Genomic DNA, 19,135 nt, shown 5'->3' with positions numbered 1-19,135 from the left:
TTGGCAAAGGCAAGCAGTCAAGGTTTGACTGGCAGACAAAAAGCAGCAATATTGTTGATTACATTAGGTCCGGAAGTATCGGCTCAGATTTTCAAACATCTGCGTGACGAGGAGATCGAACAACTTACGTTGGAGATTGCCAACGTTCGCAAGGTTGATTCTTCTGAAAAGGACATGATCATGGCCGAGTTTCACCAGATCTGTCTGGCGCAGGAGTATATCTCTCAGGGCGGTATCAATTACGCCAGAGAAATCCTGGAGAAAGCTCTGGGTTCATCAAAAGCACTTGAAGTCATTAATCGTTTGACAGCTACGCTGCAAGTTAGACCATTTGACTTTGCGCGCAAAGCAGATCCAAATCAAATTTTGAACTTTATTCAGAATGAAAGCCCACAAACGATTGCCCTGGTTCTGTCTTACCTGCAATTCGAACAGGCAGCAGCGATTCTATCATCCTTGCCACAAGAGAAACAGGCAGATGTCGCTCGCAGGGTGGCTGTTATGGATAGTACTTCACCGGAAGTCATCTCTCAAGTGGAGCGGGTTCTGGAACAGAAACTATCTTCTACCGTAACGCAGGATTATACGAATGCGGGTGGTATTGAATCAATCGTTCAGATTCTGAACGGAGTCGATCGCGGTACAGAGCGTACCATTTTGGACTCGCTCGAGATTCAGGATCCGGAGCTTGCAGAGGAAATCAAAAAACGCATGTTTGTATTCGAAGATATCGTCAATGTGGATGATCGTTCGATTCAGCGCATTATTCGGGATATCGACAACGCAGATTTGCAGCTGGCACTCAAAGTGGCAAGCGAAGAAGTTCGGGATGCTGTGTTCCGGAATATGTCGAAACGGATGTCCGAGACATTCAAAGAAGAGATGGAATTCATGGGACCTGTGCGATTGCGTGATGTTGAGGAAGCTCAGACACGTATCGTAGGAACGATACGCAGATTGGAAGAAGCCGGGGAGATCATTATCGCACGCGGTGGAGGAGATGATATCATTGTCTAATTTGATTAAATCTTTCCAGTATGTACCGGTTGATGACCGTAAAAGACTTGAGAACCATCATCATTATGGTGGTGTCGAGGAGTCTGAAGCGGAATTAAATGGTGTGAGTGCTGAAGGTTCTGAAGCTGAAACGCTTCAAGCACGCGTGGACGAAGAAACACAACGTCTCACCGCAGAGATGCTGGAAGATGCCAAGGAGTTTGCAGAAAAGCAAGTACGTGAAGCTTCGGAAGAAGCAGAGCGCATGCTTCAAGAAGCCCGTGAACAGATCGATAGCTGGTGGCAGGAACAACGACAACAGGATGAACATCTGACCGAAGCACTTCGTTCACAAGGTTTCCAACAGGGTTTTGAAGAAGGCAAAGTACAAGCTGAACTGGATCTCCAGGTGCAGATCGAAAAGATGATGAATGAAGCCCAGGAAGTTCTTCAGGAGGCTTATGTAGCAAAAGATCAGATCATTCAGGAAGCGGAGCCGTTCCTTGTGGATCTCGCTTGTGGGATTGCCGAGAAAGTCATTGATAAGCAACTTACCATTGAACCCGATCATACCTTGGAACTGATTCGTCAAAGTTTGTCACGTAAACGGGAGCAGGGTTTGATCACACTTTGTGTGGCTCCTGATCAATTTGCATTTGTACAGGCAGCTCGCGAAGAATTATCCCTGTCCATTGACTCTCAAGCAGAATTGCAGATTTTGCCTGATTCCACGGTCAAAGACAAAGGATGTGTTATCCGTTCTTCGTTCGGAAGTGTAGATGCGAGAATTGATACACAGCTTGCTGAAATCAAAAAAGAACTGGTCCGCATAGCACTTGAGGATGAGGAGCGAAGAAATCAACATGAAGGTTCTTAGTTCACAGCGATATATGGAACATTTGCGGCAATTTGATCCCGTTCGCATTAACGGCAAAGTTACTCAGGTCATTGGTCTTATGGTTGAGTCAGAAGGGCCAGATGCAAGTATCGGTGACGTATGTTACATCTACCCTGGTAAATCGGCCAAGCCTCTACAGGCCGAAGTCGTTGGGTTTCGAGATAACAAAGTGCTGCTTATGCCACTGGGTGAACTTCAATCCATCGGTCCGGGTTGCGATGTAGTAGGTACTGGTAAACCACTCGGAGTTCAGGTAGGCTCCGAATTGCTCGGTAAAGTGCTGGACGGACTTGGGCAGCCGCTGGACGGTTCCCTTCTCCCATCCAGAATGCCGATGTACTCTACCTCCAATACACCAGTTAATCCAATGGATCGTCCGCGTGTACTTGAAACCATGGGTGTTGGTGTAAGAGCTATCGACGGATTGTTGACCGTAGGTAAGGGACAGCGTGTAGGTATTTTTGCCGGTTCTGGTGTTGGTAAGAGTACATTGATGGGCATGATTGCTCGCAATACAGCAGCAGATGTCAATGTCATCGCGCTTGTGGGTGAACGGGGACGTGAGGTTCGCGACTTTATCGAACGGGATCTGGGGCCAGAAGGATTGGAACGTTCCGTAGTTATTGTTGCAACGTCAGATCAGCCTGCCCTGATTCGTATCAAAGGAGCTGTTATCGCAACCACTATTGCAGAGTACTTCCGAGATCGTGGAATGAACGTGATGCTCATGATGGATTCGGTTACTCGATATGCGATGGCTCAAAGGGAAGTTGGTCTGGCTGTAGGTGAACCTCCGGCAATGAGAGGATATACTCCATCGGTATTTGCGAGTTTGCCCAAACTGCTTGAACGGGCAGGCACAGGGCCTACGGGTTCGATTACAGCCTTTTACACCGTTCTGGTTGATGGGGATGACATGAACGAACCAATCGCGGATGCGGTGAGGGGTATATTGGATGGCCACATTGTGTTAAACCGATCCATTGCGAATAAAGGTCATTTTCCGGCAATCGATGTACTAGCCAGTATAAGTCGTGTCATGAAGGATATTGCTCCCGAAGAGCAGCTGGAAGCCGTTAATAATATGAAGCGTTTGATGGCTGTGTACAAAGAGTCGGAGGATTTGATCAATATTGGAGCTTATCAGCGAGGCTCAAATGCAGCGATTGATGAATCAATAGACCAGATTGATAGTATATGGAACTTTACAAAGCAGAAAGTCGACGAGAAAGTCACCTTAAGTGAAGTGCAGGAACGTTTGATTCTTGAATTTGCAAGGAGATGAATGGTTAAGCGATGAAATTTCGGTATCATTTCCAGAAGGTTGTTGACCTGAAGAGTAATGAAAAAACACAGGCAGAGTGGATGTTATCCACAGCGATCGGAAAGCTTCAGACGGAGGAAGAGCATCTGATACAACTTCTGAACGATAGAAATAATCTGGTCGGGATTATCCAATCTGCTACGGAAAATACAGCGTCTGTAAATAGTCTGCAGGAGATGCAGCGATATGTACATCATCTTGACGAGTGCATTTCACGTAAAAACAATGATGTTAAACATGCTCAGGTCAATGTGCAACGGAATCAGACGTTTCTGAACGGTAAGATGGTTGATGAAAAAGTATGGCTTGGAGCGAGAGACAAGGCCAAGATCAAATTTCAGCAGGAGATGCTCCTCCGGGAACAGAACGATCTGGACGAGATGGCTACTGTACGCTTCGCTGCCAAAGCCGGACGCGCGAATTGATGTGAGCCGGACGCGAAGTTGTCTCGTGAAGGAGGAATGAACGATGGCTGTTAAAGACGATAGCGATATGGAAAAAGAATCGGGAGGCGGATGGGAAAAATTTCTCATGATTTCCATCCCGATTGTATTCACTGTAGTATTGCTGGGCGTATTGCTTACGCTTTTCAATGTAGATATTCGTAATAATTTGTTTGAATTTGCTAACAAGATTCCGGTAGTTAAGGAATGGGTACCTGATCCTGTGCTGGACCCTGAGAAAGATAAGCTGGAGAAGAGTGAGCAGCAGGTTGAAAGTGCTGAAGCGACAATCGAAAAGCTGAAGTCCCAAGTTACGGCAAAAGAAACAGAACTTAAGGCAGCGCAGGAAGCGACAACAACTGAGGCGAAGAAAGCAACAGACCTTCAGAAGAAGTTGGATGATGCAGAGAAAGCTGCTGAGACGGCTACAGCGGAAACGCCGGAAACGGAATCCGATTATCAAAAGCAAATAAAAGATTTAGCTAAAATGTATGCTGACATGAGTCCGAGCAAAGCTGCACCAATTTTGCAAAATATGACGAATGAGGAAATGGTCCTGTTGTTGAATGCCATGCAATCATCTGCTCGGACGAAAGTGCTTGAAAAGATGGACCCGAAAACAGCAGCCGATGTCACCATGATGATGAAGGATGCCAAACCGTCCGGAGATCTCGCACTGGATGCACTGCAATCCAGATTGAAGAAAGAAACCGAAGCAACATCAATTGCAGCAACAACCACGAGCAAAAATCTGGATAAAAACCAGCTTAGCCAAACGTTTGCTTCGATGTCTGCTTCAAGTGGTGCCAAGCTACTATTGGAAACATATAAGTTGAGTCCAGACAAAACGTTGACCATCCTGAACTCGGTAGATGATGCAACACGCTCTCAATTGCTTGAAAATATGTCTTCAGAGGATTCGGTTGAAACTGCAAAAATACTGAACAGGTTAATGGGCAACAAGTAGACCTGTTTCATGTGATATCTGAGAGGAGGTGAAAATAAATGTCGATCGTATATCAAATGACATCCACAGCAACTGCAAAGGCCACAGGGACAGGACAGACAACTGGAGCGCAATCGAAAGGTTCAGCTACAGGAGCTAGTGGTGAATTTTTGCAAACTCTTGCACAATCATTATCTGGAGGTAACACAGAAGGGGATAGTTCAAGCGCTACGGGAAGTTTAACTGCTAATCCGCTGGTGTTTTCCTTTGCTCCAAGTGAAGACGGAGAAGCGACCTCCATCACGGACATTCTGAATTCATTGTTTTCGGACCTGGATTCACTTGACGAGGCGTTGGAAAATGATCCAGCTTTACTCGCAAGTTTGCAGACTCTGATTCAACAGATGTATGCACAATTAAATGATACTTCAGGCACTAAGGCAGAAGGTTCTGACGAGTCTTCGGATGGAGCGGGAAGCGCAAGTGTAGTACCTGCGATTGAACTGTCGCAGCATCCGGCAGCAGTACGCTTTGTTTTGCAAGATATGCTTACACAGTTAGTAGCTGCGATGAATGAACCAGAAAGTACTGTTGCGAAGAACGCTCCCGAATTCAAGCATTTGCTGCAATCTCTACAGACGCAACTTCAAGAGGCTGGAATGGATACCACGAGTAACAAGGGATGGACTGAACTGAAATCCATACTGGATACATTGACTGTTGTTAAGGATCAGGCTGTACAAGTCGCTCCAACTACTTCACTTCAATCGTCCAAACAGGATTTGGTCGCACCTCAAGTTCTTGTTGCAGCAGCTACAAATGCTGGAATTCAGGTAAAAGGCGATACAGATACCACATCTGCTTCAAACGCAGGTGGAGAACTGGATCACTCAACCATCATTACGGCGGGGGAACTGTCTTTGCGTACATCAGGTACGACAGCAGGAAAACCGGCTGAACCTGTAATGCAAACATCACAATTTGCCAAAGAAATGACACAGTTTGTTGTTAGCAAGCTGGATATTGTACAACAAAAAGGTTTTTCCGAGGCAACCATCTCACTTCGTCCGGAGCATTTAGGTAAATTGGATGTACAAATCACCTTGCAGAACGGGCAATTGGTTGCACGGTTTATGACAGAGCATACGATGGCCAAAGACATGCTTGAACAACAAATGATGCAGCTGCGTTCTTCACTTCAAGCTCAGGGGATTCAAGTGGAACGACTTGAGGTTACGCAGAACAGTTCAATCGGATCACAGATGTATCAAGATGGAGGCCGTCAATCGGGAAGTAACTCTCAGCAACAGCGTCGTTCACGTGAACGTGAGGAACAATCGGATGATGCTATAGCTACCGCAGGCATTCAGGAAGAATTGCGTAATTGGCGTAGCGAGCAAATAGAAGGAAACGAATTACAGAGAGATACATTTAGTGCAGAGGCTTAAACAGAAATGAGGTGAGCAAATGGCTACTGAAATTGTTTCAACGAATAATACTTGGCCGAACTATTCCGCTGCTAATAAAGCTACAACAAGTGCTGCAACAAAAGAATTAGGCAAAGATCAGTTTCTAAAAATCCTGATTACCCAACTGCAGAACCAAGATCCGATGCAGCCGATGGAGGATAAAGAATTTATCGCCCAGATGGCACAGTTCAGCTCAGTGGAACAACTGGTCAATATTTCTACACAACTTAAAACGTTGAATCAGTCACTTGGTGCTGTATCTGGCATGATTGGCATGGAGGTAAGCTGGCTTTCTTCTAATAAAGAGGACAACGGAACTCTTCGTCAGGGTATTGTGGATTCCATCATTGTAAGAGATAGCGTTCAATACGCGAAAGTGGGCAATGACGAGATTAAGCTGGATGAGATTATTCAGGTAAATTATCCAAAACAGGCAGAAGAGAATCAAACTCCTGTAACGAACGTTCAGGATGTAACCCCTGAATCGAACGAGAGCCAGGAAGCTGAATCATCCGCTGAAACGGGTGATACGGAAGCTAGCGGGAAAACGGTATGAGTGATCGCATAACGGTTGGACAATTATATGCAGGCTCGATTACGCCAAATATGCTTCAAAGACCCAAAACGGGAGAAGCCTCAGCTGCACCGGAAAAACCTTTTGCAAAGGTGCTGGAAGATAATCTTCTAAAATTGAGCAATCATGCTGCCAAACGACTGGAACAGCGTGGTATTGAACTCAAAACCGAGCAAATGGAGCAGATTGGTTCTGCTTTGGACAAAGCTGCTGCCAAAGGAGCCAAAGAATCTCTGATTTTGATGCAGGATATGGCTTTTATCGTCAATGTCAAAAATCGTACAGTGGTTACAGCTATGGATAGTGAAAGCATGAAGGATAATGTGTTCACTCAGATTGATAGTGCCGTAATCATTTCTTGACCGGTTGGCCCTTCTCGGGAGCCGGAATGCCGTTGACCGACTGATGCGGTAACCAAATGAAGACTGGGAGGATTTTTAAAAATGTTGAAATCAATGTACTCAGGCGTTTCCGGGATGCGGGGTTTTCAAACCAAACTCGATGTAATTGGTAACAATATTGCGAACGTAAACACGGTTGGCTTCAAAGGCAGTCGGGTTATGTTCAAAGATATTATGAGCCAAACAACTGCAGGTGTTACTGCCCCTGGAGATGAAAACGGTGGTGTGAATGCGAAGCAGATCGGACTGGGTGTTTCTGTAGGTTCGATCGATACCTTGCATTTAGCGGGTAGTCCAATGACGACTAATAATCCGACCGATCTGCGTCTTAATGGTGATGGATTTTTCCTCGTAACACTTGGTGGTGAGCAGGAAGTCCCCTTTTTGACTCGTGCAGGAGATTTTCATGTTGATGCTAACCGTAACCTGGTTACTTCGGATGGTTTGTTCGTTGTTGATGGTGGTGGGGAACCTATCACACTTGATGAAGCTGTCGTATCATTTACAATCGGACAGGATGGCTTCATCAATCAGACGATGGATGACGGAACAACTGAAGCTGGTGCTCAATTGGGTATAGGTAAGGTAACAAACCCTGAGGGTCTCGAAAAAATCGGCGGTAACTTGTATCGCATAACAGCCAATGCTAACGCAGAGGGCGCATTCGATATTGTAACTGCTAATAGTACTGAGTTTGGAACAGGTGCCGTCATTGCTGGACAGCTCGAGATGTCAAACGTGGATCTGACTAGTGAATTTACAGAGATGATCGTAGCTCAACGTGGATTCCAGGCAAACTCCCGGATCATTACAACGTCGGATGAAGTGCTTCAGGAAGTTGTTAACCTGAAACGTTAATAGCTGATTAGTGAATTAAAAACGTGGGGGAGCTTGCTCCTCCCACACTGATCGAGGGGGCTTAGCATGATTTCGGTTACGCGGTTAAATGGTTCTCCCATGTGGTTAAATGCGCTGATGGTTGAAATTGTCGAAGAGACACCGGACACGTATATTACTCTGGTAACTGGAAAGAGACTGATTGTGCTTGAGAAAGCCGATGAAGTTATTTCCAAAATTAAAGATTACAACCGTGAAATCGGGGTTCAGGCAGCCACTATCAAAGTGCAGCAAACGGAGGAATCCTGATGAAAAAGATGATGCCCTGGCTTGCAACAATGTTGCTTGCAATAACACTCATTGTGGTGGTTGTGTTTGTATTTATGCAAGGACAGAATGCGAAGAATGACACACATACTGCTGCAGCTTCTGAATCCAAGAAGATGACTGCGGATGAGATTGTAGAAGTTTCCTCAGAGCTTGGAGAAATTAAAACCAATTTGGCTGATACAGATCATGTTGTAGTCGTCAGTTTCTCATTCAAGTTGTCTGACGTAAAAGCCAAGGAAGATTTTGAGAAAATCAAAGAAATTACGGTGAAGCCTATTATCATTCAGACGTTTGCGGATACCAAGTCTGAGGAACTGGCTACAGCGAAAGGCCGAGTACAATTTAATGAGAGATTGACCGGACTTATTAATGAAGCTTTACCTGAAGGCAAGTTGAGCAGCACTAGTTTTTCAGCTTTTGTTATGGCGCCAATGTAATGAACAGAACACGCTGTAGACCTGTAAGGGGGTGAGAACATGGTGGATGTATTATCACAAAATGAGATTGATGCCCTATTAGCAGCCCTTTCTTCTGGTGAAATGGACGCCGAAGAATTGAAGAAGGAAGAAACTCAAAAGAAAATTAGATCGTACGATTTTAAGCGGGCAGTGCGTTTTTCCAAAGACCATATTCGAAGCTTGACTCGTATTCACGAAAACTTTGCACGCTTTCTCACCACTTATTTTTCAGCCCAACTGCGGACGTTCGTTCAAATCAATGTCGTTCAGGTCGAACAGTTGCCTTATGATGAGTTTATCCGTTCTATTCCTAAGATGACGATATTGAACATTTTTGAAGCGGAGCCACTACAGGGGCGAATGGTGATGGAAGTCCATCCCAATGTGGGATATGCGATGTTGGATCGCCTGCTTGGTGGAACAGGAAGTGCTCCGACCAAGATCGCATCGATGACGGAGATTGAGACGACCATCATGGAGCGGATATTCAGCCGTGCATTTGAAAGTTTGCAGGAAGCATGGAAGACCGTGCTGGATATTTCCCCGAGGATGGAAGCGCTGGAGACGAATCCGCAATTTATGCAGATTGTATCTCCCAATGAGACCATTGCTCTGATCTCGCTCAGTACCAAAATTGGTGACACGACAGGCATGATCAATCTATGTATACCGCATGTCGTTCTTGAACCTATTATGTCACGGTTGTCAACTCATCAGTGGTTTGTTTCGGAGAAGAAAACGAGAGCTCCAGAAGAATATGAAGCTCTACGAGAGCGTGTGAACAAAGCCAAATTACCCGTCGTAGCGGAATTGGGAGAATCCAGAATTTCAATTGCCGAATTTTTGGGTCTGTCTGTTGGTGATGTCATTACATTGAACAAACCAGTTGATGAGGGGCTTTCCATTAAAGTGGGTGACAAACTGAAGTACATGGGCAGTCCGGGAACAATCAAGGACCGTGTGGCTGTGCAAATAGACGAGATTGTCACCGAAGGAGTTGAAGAATTTGACGAGTAAGGATTATTTATCCCAGGAAGAAATCGATGCTTTGCTCAGGCAATCGGAATCGATGAACAGTTCAGAGCCAGCAGAGAAAACAGTTGATGATTATTTGACTGAGCTGGAACAGGATGCCTTGGGGGAGATCGGTAACATTACATTTGGTAGCGCGGCAACAGCTTTATCCACGCTATTGGGCCTAAAAGTAGATATTACAACACCTAAGGTTTCCATCATTAGTCGAACGCAGTTTGAAGAAGCGTTTCCCAAGCCGCATGTTGCCGTTCATGTGAATTACGTGGATGGATTCGAAGGCATTAACTCGTTGGTCATCAAGAAGAGAGATGCTCAAGTCATCGCTGATCTGATGTTGGGTGGGGAAGGAAATCCGGTTGATGAAGAACTGAATGAAATCCATATTAGTGCCGTACAGGAAGCGATGAACCAGATGATGGGTTCCTCCGCTACTTCCATGTCCACGATCTTCAATCGTTTTGTGAATATCTCCCCTCCGGGAATCGATATTCTTAATTTGGAGAGTGGCGAGGGTGTAAGTAATCTTCCAGAAGATGAGACCCTGATTCAAGTTTCATTCCGTTTGTTAATCGGAGACCTGATTGATTCCAATCTGATGCAGTTGCTTCCCGTGCATTTTGCCAAAAACATGGTTGATATGCTGATTGGAGGTGCTCAGGAGTCAACTGCCAGCGTACCAGTGGCATCAACACCTGAACCCGCACCAGCTGTAATACCAGCAACGCCACCACCGGTTGCGGAGCAACCACCCGTTCAGCAACAGGTTCCACAGGCTCCACAACAGCCTGCTCAGGAACACAACGGATATGGACAGGCTCCAATGGGTATGCCGCAAGGCATGCCGCCGCAGCAACCTTATGGTACACCTCAACATTACGGTGGAATGCCAAATAGGAATGTTAACGTACAGCCCGTTCAATTCGCTAATTTGCAAAATGGAGCGTATGGTCAGGTAGACGAAAACAATTTGAATTTATTGATGGACATTCCCCTTAAAGTCACCGTAGAATTAGGAAGGACCCAGAAGCAAATTAAAGATATATTGGAACTGTCACAGGGATCAATTGTCGAACTGGATAAGTTGGCCGGTGAACCTGTCGATATTTTGGTGAATAACAAACTGATTGCCAAGGGAGAAGTTGTCGTTATTGACGAAAACTTTGGTGTTCGTGTCATAGATATCGTTAGCCAATGGGACCGAATTCAGAAATTACAATAAGCACAATTTAGGGAGGACTTGAATCAAGATGGCAAACCGAATTTTAGTCGTAGACGACGCTGCATTTATGAGAATGATGATCCGGGACATTTTGTCCAAAAATGGATATGAGGTTGTTGGTGAGGCACAGGATGGCTCACAAGCAATTGAGAAATTTAAAGAGCTTCGTCCGGATCTGATCACAATGGATATTACTATGCCTGAGATGGATGGCATTGCAGCTTTGAAAGAGATCAAGAAGATTGATGCTAACGCAAAAGTGATTATGTGCTCTGCGATGGGTCAACAAGCGATGGTAATCGACGCCATTCAAGCGGGTGCCAAAGACTTTATCGTTAAACCTTTCCAATCTGACCGGGTTATCGAAGCAATTAGCAAGACACTGGGCGTTTAAGAGACATGATGATGGCTCAGGGTGATATTCCAGGAGGAACTGGCGTAGGAGCCAATTATTATTTACAGCTTATATGGGTGATTGTTGTCCTGGCCGTCATCCTGGCCCTTATTGTCTATCTGATCCGGTTTTTAAACAAACGGAATCAGCAGTGGTCCCGTCACGGCACGATTCGTACTCTGGGCGGGGTCGGACTGGGACAAAACAAGTCGCTGCAAATTATCGAAATTGGTGGAAGTGTATATCTGCTTGGTGTAGGTGAAGACATCCAGTTGGTGGATAAAGTTTCCGATCTGGAAGAGGCGCAAAGAATCATTGAATCATTCGAACGAGATGCTGCTGCTCAACAAGGGAATCTCTCGCCTCTCATTACCAAGCTCGCAAAACGCTTCCGTAAAGATGAACCGCCGCGGGAAATGGAACTGGAGGACACAACTTCTTTTCACGAAATGTTTGAATCCAAACTTCGGCAGATGCCTAACCGCAAAGAGAAGATGGAGAAGCTCCTGGATAAAGACAATACTACAGATCGGTCGAGGGATTCATGAAGAAAAAGATTTGGTTAGCTTGTTGTTTGATGGGACTTATCAGTCTGGCATCGGTCACGGTTGCTTTTGCCGAGCCCATTCCGAATATCGATATTCAAATCGGAAACGGTGATGGGGGAACACCAAGCACGAGTTCACTGTCCATTATCCTGTTGATCACGGTGCTTAGTATTGCACCAGCAATGCTGGTGCTGATGACCAGTTTTACTCGGATTGTGATTGTTCTAGGTTTTGTACGTACCTCTTTGGGTACACAGCAAATGCCACCCAATCAGGTGCTTGTCGGTTTGGCACTTTTTATGACACTTTTCATCATGTCACCAACGTTGTCTTCCATTAATCAGGTAGCACTCCAGCCTTATCTTCAGGGAGACATTAACCAAACCGAAGCACTTGAAAAAGCAGCGGATCCCATAAAGAAATTTATGTTTTCTCACACAAGAGAAAAAGATCTGTTGCTGTTTATGAAGTACAATCAGACTGAACAGCCCGAAACCTATCAGGATATTCCAATTACAGTTATGGTACCGGCATATGTAATCAGTGAGTTGAAGACAGCATTCCAGATGGGGTTTATGATTTTCATTCCGTTTCTGGTAATAGATATTGTTGTCGCGAGTACACTCATGGCAATGGGGATGATGATGCTTCCGCCGGTCATGATCTCATTACCTTTCAAAATACTACTTTTTGTCCTTGTGGACGGGTGGTATCTGGTAGTCAAGTCACTGTTGCTGAGTTTTAACACTTGAGCCGAAATGTTAAAGGAGGACGGTCATGACTTCGGAATTTATTATCGGTCTGGCCGGGAAAGCGGTATACACTTCATTGCTGGCCAGTGCACCTATGCTTATACTAGCTCTGGTTGTAGGACTTGCAATCAGTATTTTTCAAGCGACAACTCAAATTCAGGAACAAACATTAGCTTTTGTGCCCAAGATTGTTGCCGTACTTCTGGCAGTACTTTTGTTTGGACCTTGGATCTTGAATATATTAGTCGATTTTACGTACAACATCCTCGATAATCTATACAGATACATAGGGTAGGCTTTAGCAGATGGAGACATTGTTGCAAAGTTTCCCTGTCGCTCTGCTTATGTTTTGTCGAATTACATCATTTTTTGTAACCGCACCGGTTTTCTCAGCTCGAAATGTGCCGACTTCAGTTAAGATTGGTATCTCTGCATTTGTAACATTATCTGTCTATCTGATTTATGGAATAGACCAGACCGTACCGACAGACCTGAGTTATGTTTTGCTGATCATCAGAGAGATTCTAATTGGTTTGATCTTAGGTTTTGTGGCTTATCTATTGATGACGGCTGTACAGACTGCAGGGACTTTTATCGATCTTCAGATTGGTTTTGGTATGGCCAATGTATTTGATCCGATGACAGGAGCTTCAGCGCCACTTACGGGTAACTTAAAGTATGCATTTGCTATGCTGCTGTTTCTAACGATGAACGGACACCATTATTTGCTGGACGCGATAGTCTACAGTTACCGGTGGGTCCCGTTATCGAATGTATTTTTCCTGCGGTTGGCAGACGGAAGTATTGCTGAATTTTTGGTTCTGACATTAGGGCAATCCTTTATGTTAGCTTTCCAGATGTCGGCTCCGATTGTAGTTGCGTTGTTTTTGACGGATGTGGGTTTGGGTTTTTTGGCCAAAACAGCTCCTCAATTTAATGTATTTGCTGTCGGATTACCGCTTAAGTTACTCGTTGGTCTTGCTATTTTGCTTTTGCTGGTTCCCAGTTTCTCCTTTGTATTTAGTCAATTGTTCGAAGCGATATTTAGATCGATGGAAAAATTACTTGGAACCATTGGACAAAGGCCGGGGTGAGTGAAACGGAGGATAAGATTCGGATGAAACTTCAACTCGACCTCCAGTTGTTTGCAGGGGAGAAGACGGAGAAAGCTACCCCGAAAAAGAGACAGGATACACGTAAAAAGGGACAGGTTGTCAAAAGCATGGAGTTATCGGGTGCTTCAATTCTCCTGTTCTCATTCTTGATCATGATGGTTTTCAGTGATTTCTACAAGGTACGTACAGTTAGACTTTTTACAGATATTTTCATCAATCGCCTGAGCATGGACATCAACGGTGAAAATGTAATGACACTATTGATGCGCTATGGCATTGAAGTGATGTTGTTGCTCGCTCCTATTTTGTTAGGAGCAGTCTTAGTTGCATTAATTGTCAACTATATGCAGGTTGGTTTTCTACTTGTGGGTGAAGGCTTGAAGCCGAAACTCGAGAAGTTGGATCCGATTAAAGGGTTTAAAAATATTTTTTCTCTTCGTTCATTGGTTGAATTTGCGAAATCCGTTCTCAAAATGTCAATCATTGGCTACCTTGTATACAGCACAATTGTAAGTTATCAATCCGATATTGCTTCACTTTCTCATTTTTCATTGGATGCTATCTTACATTTTGCTGCTTCAATTACTTTGAGTCTGGGGGTCAAGATTGCTGTTGCACTGATGATACTTGCTATATTTGATTACATGTACCAGAAGTACGATCATGAGAAAAAAATCCGCATGTCCAAGCAAGACATCAAGGACGAGTACAAGAAAATGGAAGGTGATCCGCTGATCAAAGGTAAAATTCGGGAACGTCAGCGTCGTATGGCTATGCAGCGTATGATGCAGGAAGTACCGAATGCGGATGTAATCATCACGAACCCGACCCACTTTGCCGTTGCGCTAAAGTATGAAGGTTCCGAGATGGAGGCTCCTCAGATTATTGCCAAAGGTCAGGACTATGTCGCCTTGCGTATTAAGGAAATTGCCAAAGAGCACGGGGTTATTACGATGGAAAACAAGCCGCTGGCACGGGCATTGTTCCAGAGAGCCGAGATTGGTGACGCCATACCGGCCGATTTGTTTCAAGCGGTAGCTGAAGTGCTGGCTTATGTATATAAACTAAAGGGTAGAACGAAATAAAAGGGGATCGGAGGCCGTACATTCATTGAAAATTAAAGATATAGCTGTCCTTGCGGGTATCATTGGCATTGTGTTAATGATGATTCTCCCGATCCCGCCCTGGCTGTTGGACTTGTTGCTGGTCGTCAATATATCAATTGCACTGATGATACTCCTTGTTGCCATGAACAGCAAAGAAGCATTGCAGTTTTCTATTTTTCCTGCTTTGCTGCTGATCACCACACTGTTCCGACTGGCATTGAACATTTCAACAACCAAGCTAATCCTTGGTGAAGGCGATGCCGGAGCCGTCGTTGCTACCTTTGGTAGCTGGATTGCCGGAGGGCAAATTGCGATTGGATTTATCGTGTTTTTGATCCTCGTTGTTGTTCAGTTTATCGTTATTACCAAGGGTTCGGAGCGTGTAGCTGAAGTTGCTGCCCGATTCACCCTCGATGCGATGCCAGGTAAACAAATGAGTATTGATGCCGATCTGAATGCGGGTCTGATCAACGAGCAACAAGCTCGTGAGCGTCGTTCCAAAATAGAACGCGAGGCCGATTTCTATGGAGCAATGGACGGAGCAAGTAAATTTGTCAAAGGCGATGCAATTGCGAGTATCATCATTCTCTTAATCAATCTCATTGGTGGATTTATTATCGGTATGACTGTGCATGGGATGGCTTTTACAGATGCAATGTCAACTTACTCTGTATTAACCATTGGAGATGGATTGGTAAGCCAAATTCCTGCTCTCCTTATTTCCACAGCAGCAGGACTTATCGTCACCAGAGCGTCATCAGAAGGAAACTTGGCAGATGATATTACGGGGCAATTGTTTACATACCCGATCCTCATTTACATTGTAGCTTTCGTTATTGCCATGCTGGGTTTCTTTACACCAATTCATGTTACTACTACGCTTCCGTTGGCAGGCGTCTTGGCATTTGCCGCTTGGCGAATGCAGAATAATCTGAACTTGAAACAGGAAGCGGAAGAACAGTTGGAAGAAGAACAGCAGATTGAAGAGGTCAGAAGTCCTGAAAGTGTAATTAACCTGCTTCAGGTTGACCCTATTGAGTTTGAATTTGGTTATGGTTTGATCCCGCTTGCTGATAACCAGCAGGGTGGGGACTTATTGGATCGGATCATTATGATTCGTAGACAGTGTGCTCTTGAACTGGGCTTGGTCGTTCCGGTGATTCGGATTCGGGATAACATCCAGCTCAGACCCAATGAGTATGTTATTAAAATCAAGGGCAATGTGGTAGGCGGCGGAGAACTGTTGTTGAATCATTACCTTGCCATGAGTCCTGGTTATGAAGAGGAGTCTGTGACGGGGATTGAAACAACAGAGCCAGCGTTTGGTCTTCCGGCACTGTGGATTGATGAAGTAACTAAGGACAGAGCGGAACTTGCAGGGTACACAGTCGTAGATCCGCCTTCCGTTGTGGCTACACATCTGACAGAGCTGATTAAGAAGCATGCGCATGAGTTACTTGGAAGACAAGAGACCAAAGCGCTTGTGGATAATCTCAGAGAAAACTATTCTGCGCTGGTGGATGAACTTATTCCTTCTCTTCTCTCCATTGGTGATGTGCAGAAAGTGCTCGCGAAATTATTGCGTGAGAAAGTATCCATCCGCGACATGGTAACCATCTTTGAGACACTGGCTGACTATGGAACGTATACAAAGGACCCTGACGTGCTTACTGAATATGTCAGACAATCCCTCTCACGTCAGATTACTCAGCAGTTCTCACAAAAAGGTGAGACACTTCGCGTGATCACGGTTGGACCTGGTCTTGAGAAAAAAATTGCTGAAAGTGTGCAACAAACGGATCAAGGCAGCTATCTTGCGCTAGACCCTGTATCAACACAGAGTGTGTATCAGAAGCTAAGTGAACAAGTGAACCGTTTGATTCAATCGGGTCAGCAACCTGTTGTATTAACTTCTCCAACCATTCGGATGTATCTGCGTCAGGTTATTGAACGTACAATGCAGGATATTCCTGTACTTTCCTACAGCGAGTTGGAGCCGAATGTTGAAATTCAAAGTATCGGGGTGGTGAACTTATGAGAGTAAAACAATACGTTGTTGAGACCATGCCCGAAGCTATGCTTCAAATTCGCAAAGACCTGGGAAGTGATGCCGTCATTCTGTCCACCAAAGAGATTAAGGTGGGCGGTGTGATGGGAATGTTCCGCAAAAAACGGATCGAAGTTGTAGCTGCAGTGGATAAAGAAGAAAACAAGCAAACGACGAAGCCAGTGCAAAATCAATTTACACCTGTACCTCGTGCATTTGTACCTGAGGCCTATCGGCAAACAGCTCGTTCGTTTGTTGCGGCTTCTGATGAGTCGGCTACAACGAATACAGCTGATCAGAATGCTCAGGAAAAATCTGCGGCTGCGTCGTCTATGTTTGAATCGAGCAATATCGGTTCAAACATAGACGGCGGCTCAGGTTCTTCGAGCACTGATCATAAACCGCGACCGCAAGGGGCGGATTTTTCGGGTTCAACAACTGCCACGAAGCAAACGGGCTCAGATCTGCAGCAGGATAAGTTAATGACTGAATTGCAGGATCTTAAACAGATGGTGACCAAGCTTTCGAAGCAAGGTATTTCTACGGACCCTGTGCCTGAAGCATTGCACGCAATCAGAGAACGTTTGACAGAACAAGATGTTTGGCCTGAAGTGTGGGAAGCCTGGTTCGATTCGATCCAAGCAAAATTGTCTGAGGATGGATTGAATGAACAGGAAGCAGAACAAGCGGTAAAGCTTGAGGTCATGCACTTTTTGGAACAACGTATCGAAGAAGGCATTCTTCCTACCACTCGAATCGTCTACGTAGCTGGACCAACCGGTGTAGGAAAAACCACGACAATTGCGAAATTGGCTGCTGAACAGATGTTCAAAAAACAGCGTAAAGTTGGATTTATTACATCAGATACGTATCGGATCTCGGCAGTAGAACAGCTTAGAACGTATGCATCCATTCTGAATGTACCACTTGAAGTGGTACAATCGCCCGGTGATACACAGCGTGCAATTTCTCGATTAGAGAATTGTGACTTAATCTTTATGGATACTGCAGGTAGAAATTACAGAAATGAACTACTTGTCTCGGAACTGCAAAGTTTGCTTGCTCCTGTGGAGAATAGTGAAACTTTTCTGGTCATGAGTATGACTTCCAAAAGTGCTGATATGGTTCAGATCACAGAACATTTCAGTAAATATGGCCTGGACAAGGTGATTTTCACCAAAATGGATGAGACCGGAAGCTGTGGTCCGCTATTTAACCTGTTGCATCGTTTTCCGCTCAAGCTTGCATATGTGGCAAATGGACAAAATGTTCCAGACGATTTGTTAAAACCGGAAGCAGGTTCATTGTCTAAACAGTTGCTGGGAGAATGGATACAATGAAGGATCAGGCAGCCTCACTTCGAAGTATGGTCTCCGCGCCACTGGAAATGGAAGGCATTGACCGAGATATTCGGTCCTCCAAAATCATCACTGTGGCGAGTGGTAAGGGAGGTGTTGGGAAATCCAATTTTACACTGAACTTTGCATTGGCATTACAGGCTTTGGGGCAAAAAGTGCTTGTGTTTGATGCCGATATTGGAATGGCTAACATCGATGTTCTTATGGGTACGTCCTCATCCTATAATCTGTACCACCTGTTATACCGACAAAAGTCCATAAGGGAGATCATACAACTGGGTGCTAGCGGCTTGCCTTACATTGCTGGAGGGTCGGGCATGAAAGAGTTGTTCTCGTTGTCTGATCGTGATCTGGAGTTCTTCGCCAGTCAAGTGGAAGATATCGCTCAGGAAATGGATTATGTGATCTTTGACACCGGGGCAGGGCTTTCCAGAGAGAACATGAGATTTATCGGTGCTGCCGATGAATGCCTGATTATAACCACACCTGAACCGACTTCAATAACCGATGCTTATGCTTTAGTCAAAGTTATGCACGGCCAGGAAAATGCTACACCCTTTAGGATGATCGTTAACCGGGTTGAAGACGAACGGGAAGCGGAACGGGTGGCAGATAAAATAGCAGGAGTGGCAAGGCGGTTTTTGCAGACGGATATTCCGCTACTTGGGTATATATCAGAAGACGCTCAGGTAGTTAAGGCAGTTAAAAGACAAATGCCCTATAGCCTGGCTTATCCAAATAGCAGAGCCTCCAAAGATATAGAGAAACTTGCTCTCCGTTATTTGGCTGTACCTGCAACTTCGGAATCCGGAACCTTGACAGGAATCAGGGGATTTATGAAAAAGTGGCTTAAGCGGACAACATGATTTCTGAATAAAGGAAATA

General features: G+C 45.0%; 22 protein-coding genes. All 22 read left to right on the top strand.

Features of this window, described 5'->3' with window-relative positions:
- The 22 genes from fliG to AC4G47_RS19295 all read left to right on the top strand — a co-directional run bounded on the left by fliG (position 1) and on the right by AC4G47_RS19295 (position 19,116).
- Positions 1-1,017 (top strand): flagellar motor switch protein FliG, encoded by a 1,017-nt coding sequence (fliG, locus tag AC4G47_RS19400; protein WP_047842476.1) that lies wholly within the window; start codon positions 1-3, stop codon positions 1,015-1,017.
- Positions 1,010-1,873, top strand: coding sequence for a FliH/SctL family protein (locus AC4G47_RS19395; protein ID WP_491102256.1), 864 nt, complete (start codon positions 1,010-1,012; stop codon positions 1,871-1,873). Before fliG ends, AC4G47_RS19395 begins: the two co-directional genes overlap by 8 nt.
- The gene (fliI, locus tag AC4G47_RS19390) at positions 1,860-3,179 is read left to right on the top strand and encodes a flagellar protein export ATPase FliI (RefSeq protein ID WP_036609365.1); all 1,320 of its coding nucleotides are present in this window, start codon (positions 1,860-1,862) and stop codon (positions 3,177-3,179) included. Before AC4G47_RS19395 ends, fliI begins: the two co-directional genes overlap by 14 nt.
- An 11-nt stretch (positions 3,180-3,190) precedes the next feature.
- The gene (fliJ, locus tag AC4G47_RS19385; protein WP_307413693.1) at positions 3,191-3,643 is read left to right on the top strand and encodes a flagellar export protein FliJ; all 453 of its coding nucleotides are present in this window, start codon (positions 3,191-3,193) and stop codon (positions 3,641-3,643) included.
- A gap of 43 nt (positions 3,644-3,686) precedes the next feature.
- Positions 3,687-4,628, top strand: a complete 942-nt coding sequence (locus AC4G47_RS19380; RefSeq protein ID WP_491102255.1) for a MotE family protein — start codon at positions 3,687-3,689, stop codon at positions 4,626-4,628.
- A gap of 38 nt (positions 4,629-4,666) precedes the next feature.
- Complete coding sequence (locus AC4G47_RS19375; protein WP_491102254.1) at positions 4,667-6,055, top strand: flagellar hook-length control protein FliK; 1,389 nt, start codon at positions 4,667-4,669, stop codon at positions 6,053-6,055.
- A gap of 19 nt (positions 6,056-6,074) precedes the next feature.
- Positions 6,075-6,632 carry a flagellar hook capping FlgD N-terminal domain-containing protein gene (locus tag AC4G47_RS19370; protein ID WP_491102253.1) on the top strand — a complete coding sequence of 186 codons (558 nt, stop codon included), beginning with the start codon at positions 6,075-6,077 and terminating at the stop codon, positions 6,630-6,632.
- A 50-nt stretch (positions 6,633-6,682) separates the two neighbouring features.
- Entirely contained in the window at positions 6,683-7,012 is a 330-nt protein-coding gene (locus AC4G47_RS19365; protein WP_440131260.1) for a TIGR02530 family flagellar biosynthesis protein, read from the top strand.
- 81 nt (positions 7,013-7,093) lie between these two features.
- Positions 7,094-7,909 carry a flagellar basal body rod protein FlgG gene (flgG, locus tag AC4G47_RS19360; RefSeq protein ID WP_458126380.1) on the top strand — a complete coding sequence of 272 codons (816 nt, stop codon included), beginning with the start codon at positions 7,094-7,096 and terminating at the stop codon, positions 7,907-7,909.
- 66 nt (positions 7,910-7,975) lie between these two features.
- Positions 7,976-8,197, top strand: coding sequence for a flagellar FlbD family protein (locus tag AC4G47_RS19355; protein WP_024630220.1), 222 nt, complete (start codon positions 7,976-7,978; stop codon positions 8,195-8,197).
- Positions 8,197-8,655, top strand: coding sequence for a flagellar basal body-associated FliL family protein (locus AC4G47_RS19350; protein ID WP_491102252.1), 459 nt, complete (start codon positions 8,197-8,199; stop codon positions 8,653-8,655). Before AC4G47_RS19355 ends, AC4G47_RS19350 begins: the two co-directional genes overlap by 1 nt.
- A gap of 39 nt (positions 8,656-8,694) precedes the next feature.
- On the top strand, positions 8,695-9,693 hold the full coding sequence (fliM, locus tag AC4G47_RS19345; protein WP_145318898.1) for a flagellar motor switch protein FliM: 999 nt from the start codon (positions 8,695-8,697) through the stop codon (positions 9,691-9,693).
- Positions 9,683-10,930 carry a flagellar motor switch phosphatase FliY gene (fliY, locus tag AC4G47_RS19340; RefSeq protein ID WP_491102251.1) on the top strand — a complete coding sequence of 416 codons (1,248 nt, stop codon included), beginning with the start codon at positions 9,683-9,685 and terminating at the stop codon, positions 10,928-10,930. Before fliM ends, fliY begins: the two co-directional genes overlap by 11 nt.
- 28 nt (positions 10,931-10,958) lie before the next feature.
- Complete coding sequence (locus AC4G47_RS19335) at positions 10,959-11,324, top strand: response regulator (protein ID WP_017689175.1); 366 nt, start codon at positions 10,959-10,961, stop codon at positions 11,322-11,324.
- An 11-nt stretch (positions 11,325-11,335) separates the two neighbouring features.
- Positions 11,336-11,872, top strand: coding sequence for a flagellar biosynthetic protein FliO (locus AC4G47_RS19330; RefSeq protein ID WP_491106744.1), 537 nt, complete (start codon positions 11,336-11,338; stop codon positions 11,870-11,872).
- Positions 11,869-12,624, top strand: coding sequence for a flagellar type III secretion system pore protein FliP (gene fliP / locus AC4G47_RS19325; RefSeq protein WP_491102250.1), 756 nt, complete (start codon positions 11,869-11,871; stop codon positions 12,622-12,624). Before AC4G47_RS19330 ends, fliP begins: the two co-directional genes overlap by 4 nt.
- A 25-nt stretch (positions 12,625-12,649) precedes the next feature.
- Complete coding sequence (fliQ, locus tag AC4G47_RS19320) at positions 12,650-12,919, top strand: flagellar biosynthesis protein FliQ (RefSeq protein WP_076330675.1); 270 nt, start codon at positions 12,650-12,652, stop codon at positions 12,917-12,919.
- Positions 12,920-12,929: 10 nt separating this feature from the next.
- On the top strand, positions 12,930-13,718 hold the full coding sequence (fliR, locus tag AC4G47_RS19315) for a flagellar biosynthetic protein FliR (RefSeq protein WP_491102249.1): 789 nt from the start codon (positions 12,930-12,932) through the stop codon (positions 13,716-13,718).
- Positions 13,719-13,741: 23 nt separating this feature from the next.
- Complete coding sequence (gene flhB, locus AC4G47_RS19310) at positions 13,742-14,824, top strand: flagellar biosynthesis protein FlhB (RefSeq protein ID WP_491102248.1); 1,083 nt, start codon at positions 13,742-13,744, stop codon at positions 14,822-14,824.
- Positions 14,825-14,849: 25 nt separating this feature from the next.
- A complete protein-coding gene (gene flhA, locus AC4G47_RS19305; protein WP_458126386.1) occupies positions 14,850-16,883 on the top strand; it encodes a flagellar biosynthesis protein FlhA in 2,034 nt (677 codons plus the stop codon).
- A complete protein-coding gene (gene flhF, locus AC4G47_RS19300) occupies positions 16,880-18,232 on the top strand; it encodes a flagellar biosynthesis GTPase FlhF (RefSeq protein WP_491102247.1) in 1,353 nt (450 codons plus the stop codon). Before flhA ends, flhF begins: the two co-directional genes overlap by 4 nt.
- Positions 18,229-19,116, top strand: coding sequence for a MinD/ParA family protein (locus AC4G47_RS19295; RefSeq protein ID WP_458126388.1), 888 nt, complete (start codon positions 18,229-18,231; stop codon positions 19,114-19,116). Before flhF ends, AC4G47_RS19295 begins: the two co-directional genes overlap by 4 nt.
- Positions 19,117-19,135: the final 19 nt, after the last annotated feature.

The sequence above is a fragment of the Paenibacillus sp. Negev47 genome, from assembly GCF_058313655.1.
This window is presented reverse-complemented; position numbering and strand designations above follow the sequence as displayed.

Coding starts and splice junctions, on each gene's coding strand:
- fliP (WP_491102250.1), top strand. CDS start 11,869: ATGAAGAAAAAGATTTGGTTAGCTTGTTGTTTGATGGGACTTATCAGT.
- flhF (WP_491102247.1), top strand. CDS start 16,880: ATGAGAGTAAAACAATACGTTGTTGAGACCATGCCCGAAGCTATGCTT.
- fliJ (WP_307413693.1), top strand. CDS start 3,191: ATGAAATTTCGGTATCATTTCCAGAAGGTTGTTGACCTGAAGAGTAAT.
- fliQ (WP_076330675.1), top strand. CDS start 12,650: ATGACTTCGGAATTTATTATCGGTCTGGCCGGGAAAGCGGTATACACT.
- AC4G47_RS19365 (WP_440131260.1), top strand. CDS start 6,683: ATGCTTCAAAGACCCAAAACGGGAGAAGCCTCAGCTGCACCGGAAAAA.
- AC4G47_RS19330 (WP_491106744.1), top strand. CDS start 11,336: ATGGCTCAGGGTGATATTCCAGGAGGAACTGGCGTAGGAGCCAATTAT.
- fliI (WP_036609365.1), top strand. CDS start 1,860: ATGAAGGTTCTTAGTTCACAGCGATATATGGAACATTTGCGGCAATTT.
- AC4G47_RS19355 (WP_024630220.1), top strand. CDS start 7,976: ATGATTTCGGTTACGCGGTTAAATGGTTCTCCCATGTGGTTAAATGCG.
- AC4G47_RS19350 (WP_491102252.1), top strand. CDS start 8,197: ATGAAAAAGATGATGCCCTGGCTTGCAACAATGTTGCTTGCAATAACA.
- flhB (WP_491102248.1), top strand. CDS start 13,742: ATGAAACTTCAACTCGACCTCCAGTTGTTTGCAGGGGAGAAGACGGAG.
- AC4G47_RS19370 (WP_491102253.1), top strand. CDS start 6,075: ATGGCTACTGAAATTGTTTCAACGAATAATACTTGGCCGAACTATTCC.
- AC4G47_RS19295 (WP_458126388.1), top strand. CDS start 18,229: ATGAAGGATCAGGCAGCCTCACTTCGAAGTATGGTCTCCGCGCCACTG.
- fliR (WP_491102249.1), top strand. CDS start 12,930: ATGGAGACATTGTTGCAAAGTTTCCCTGTCGCTCTGCTTATGTTTTGT.
- AC4G47_RS19380 (WP_491102255.1), top strand. CDS start 3,687: ATGGCTGTTAAAGACGATAGCGATATGGAAAAAGAATCGGGAGGCGGA.
- flgG (WP_458126380.1), top strand. CDS start 7,094: ATGTTGAAATCAATGTACTCAGGCGTTTCCGGGATGCGGGGTTTTCAA.
- AC4G47_RS19335 (WP_017689175.1), top strand. CDS start 10,959: ATGGCAAACCGAATTTTAGTCGTAGACGACGCTGCATTTATGAGAATG.
- fliM (WP_145318898.1), top strand. CDS start 8,695: ATGGTGGATGTATTATCACAAAATGAGATTGATGCCCTATTAGCAGCC.
- AC4G47_RS19375 (WP_491102254.1), top strand. CDS start 4,667: ATGTCGATCGTATATCAAATGACATCCACAGCAACTGCAAAGGCCACA.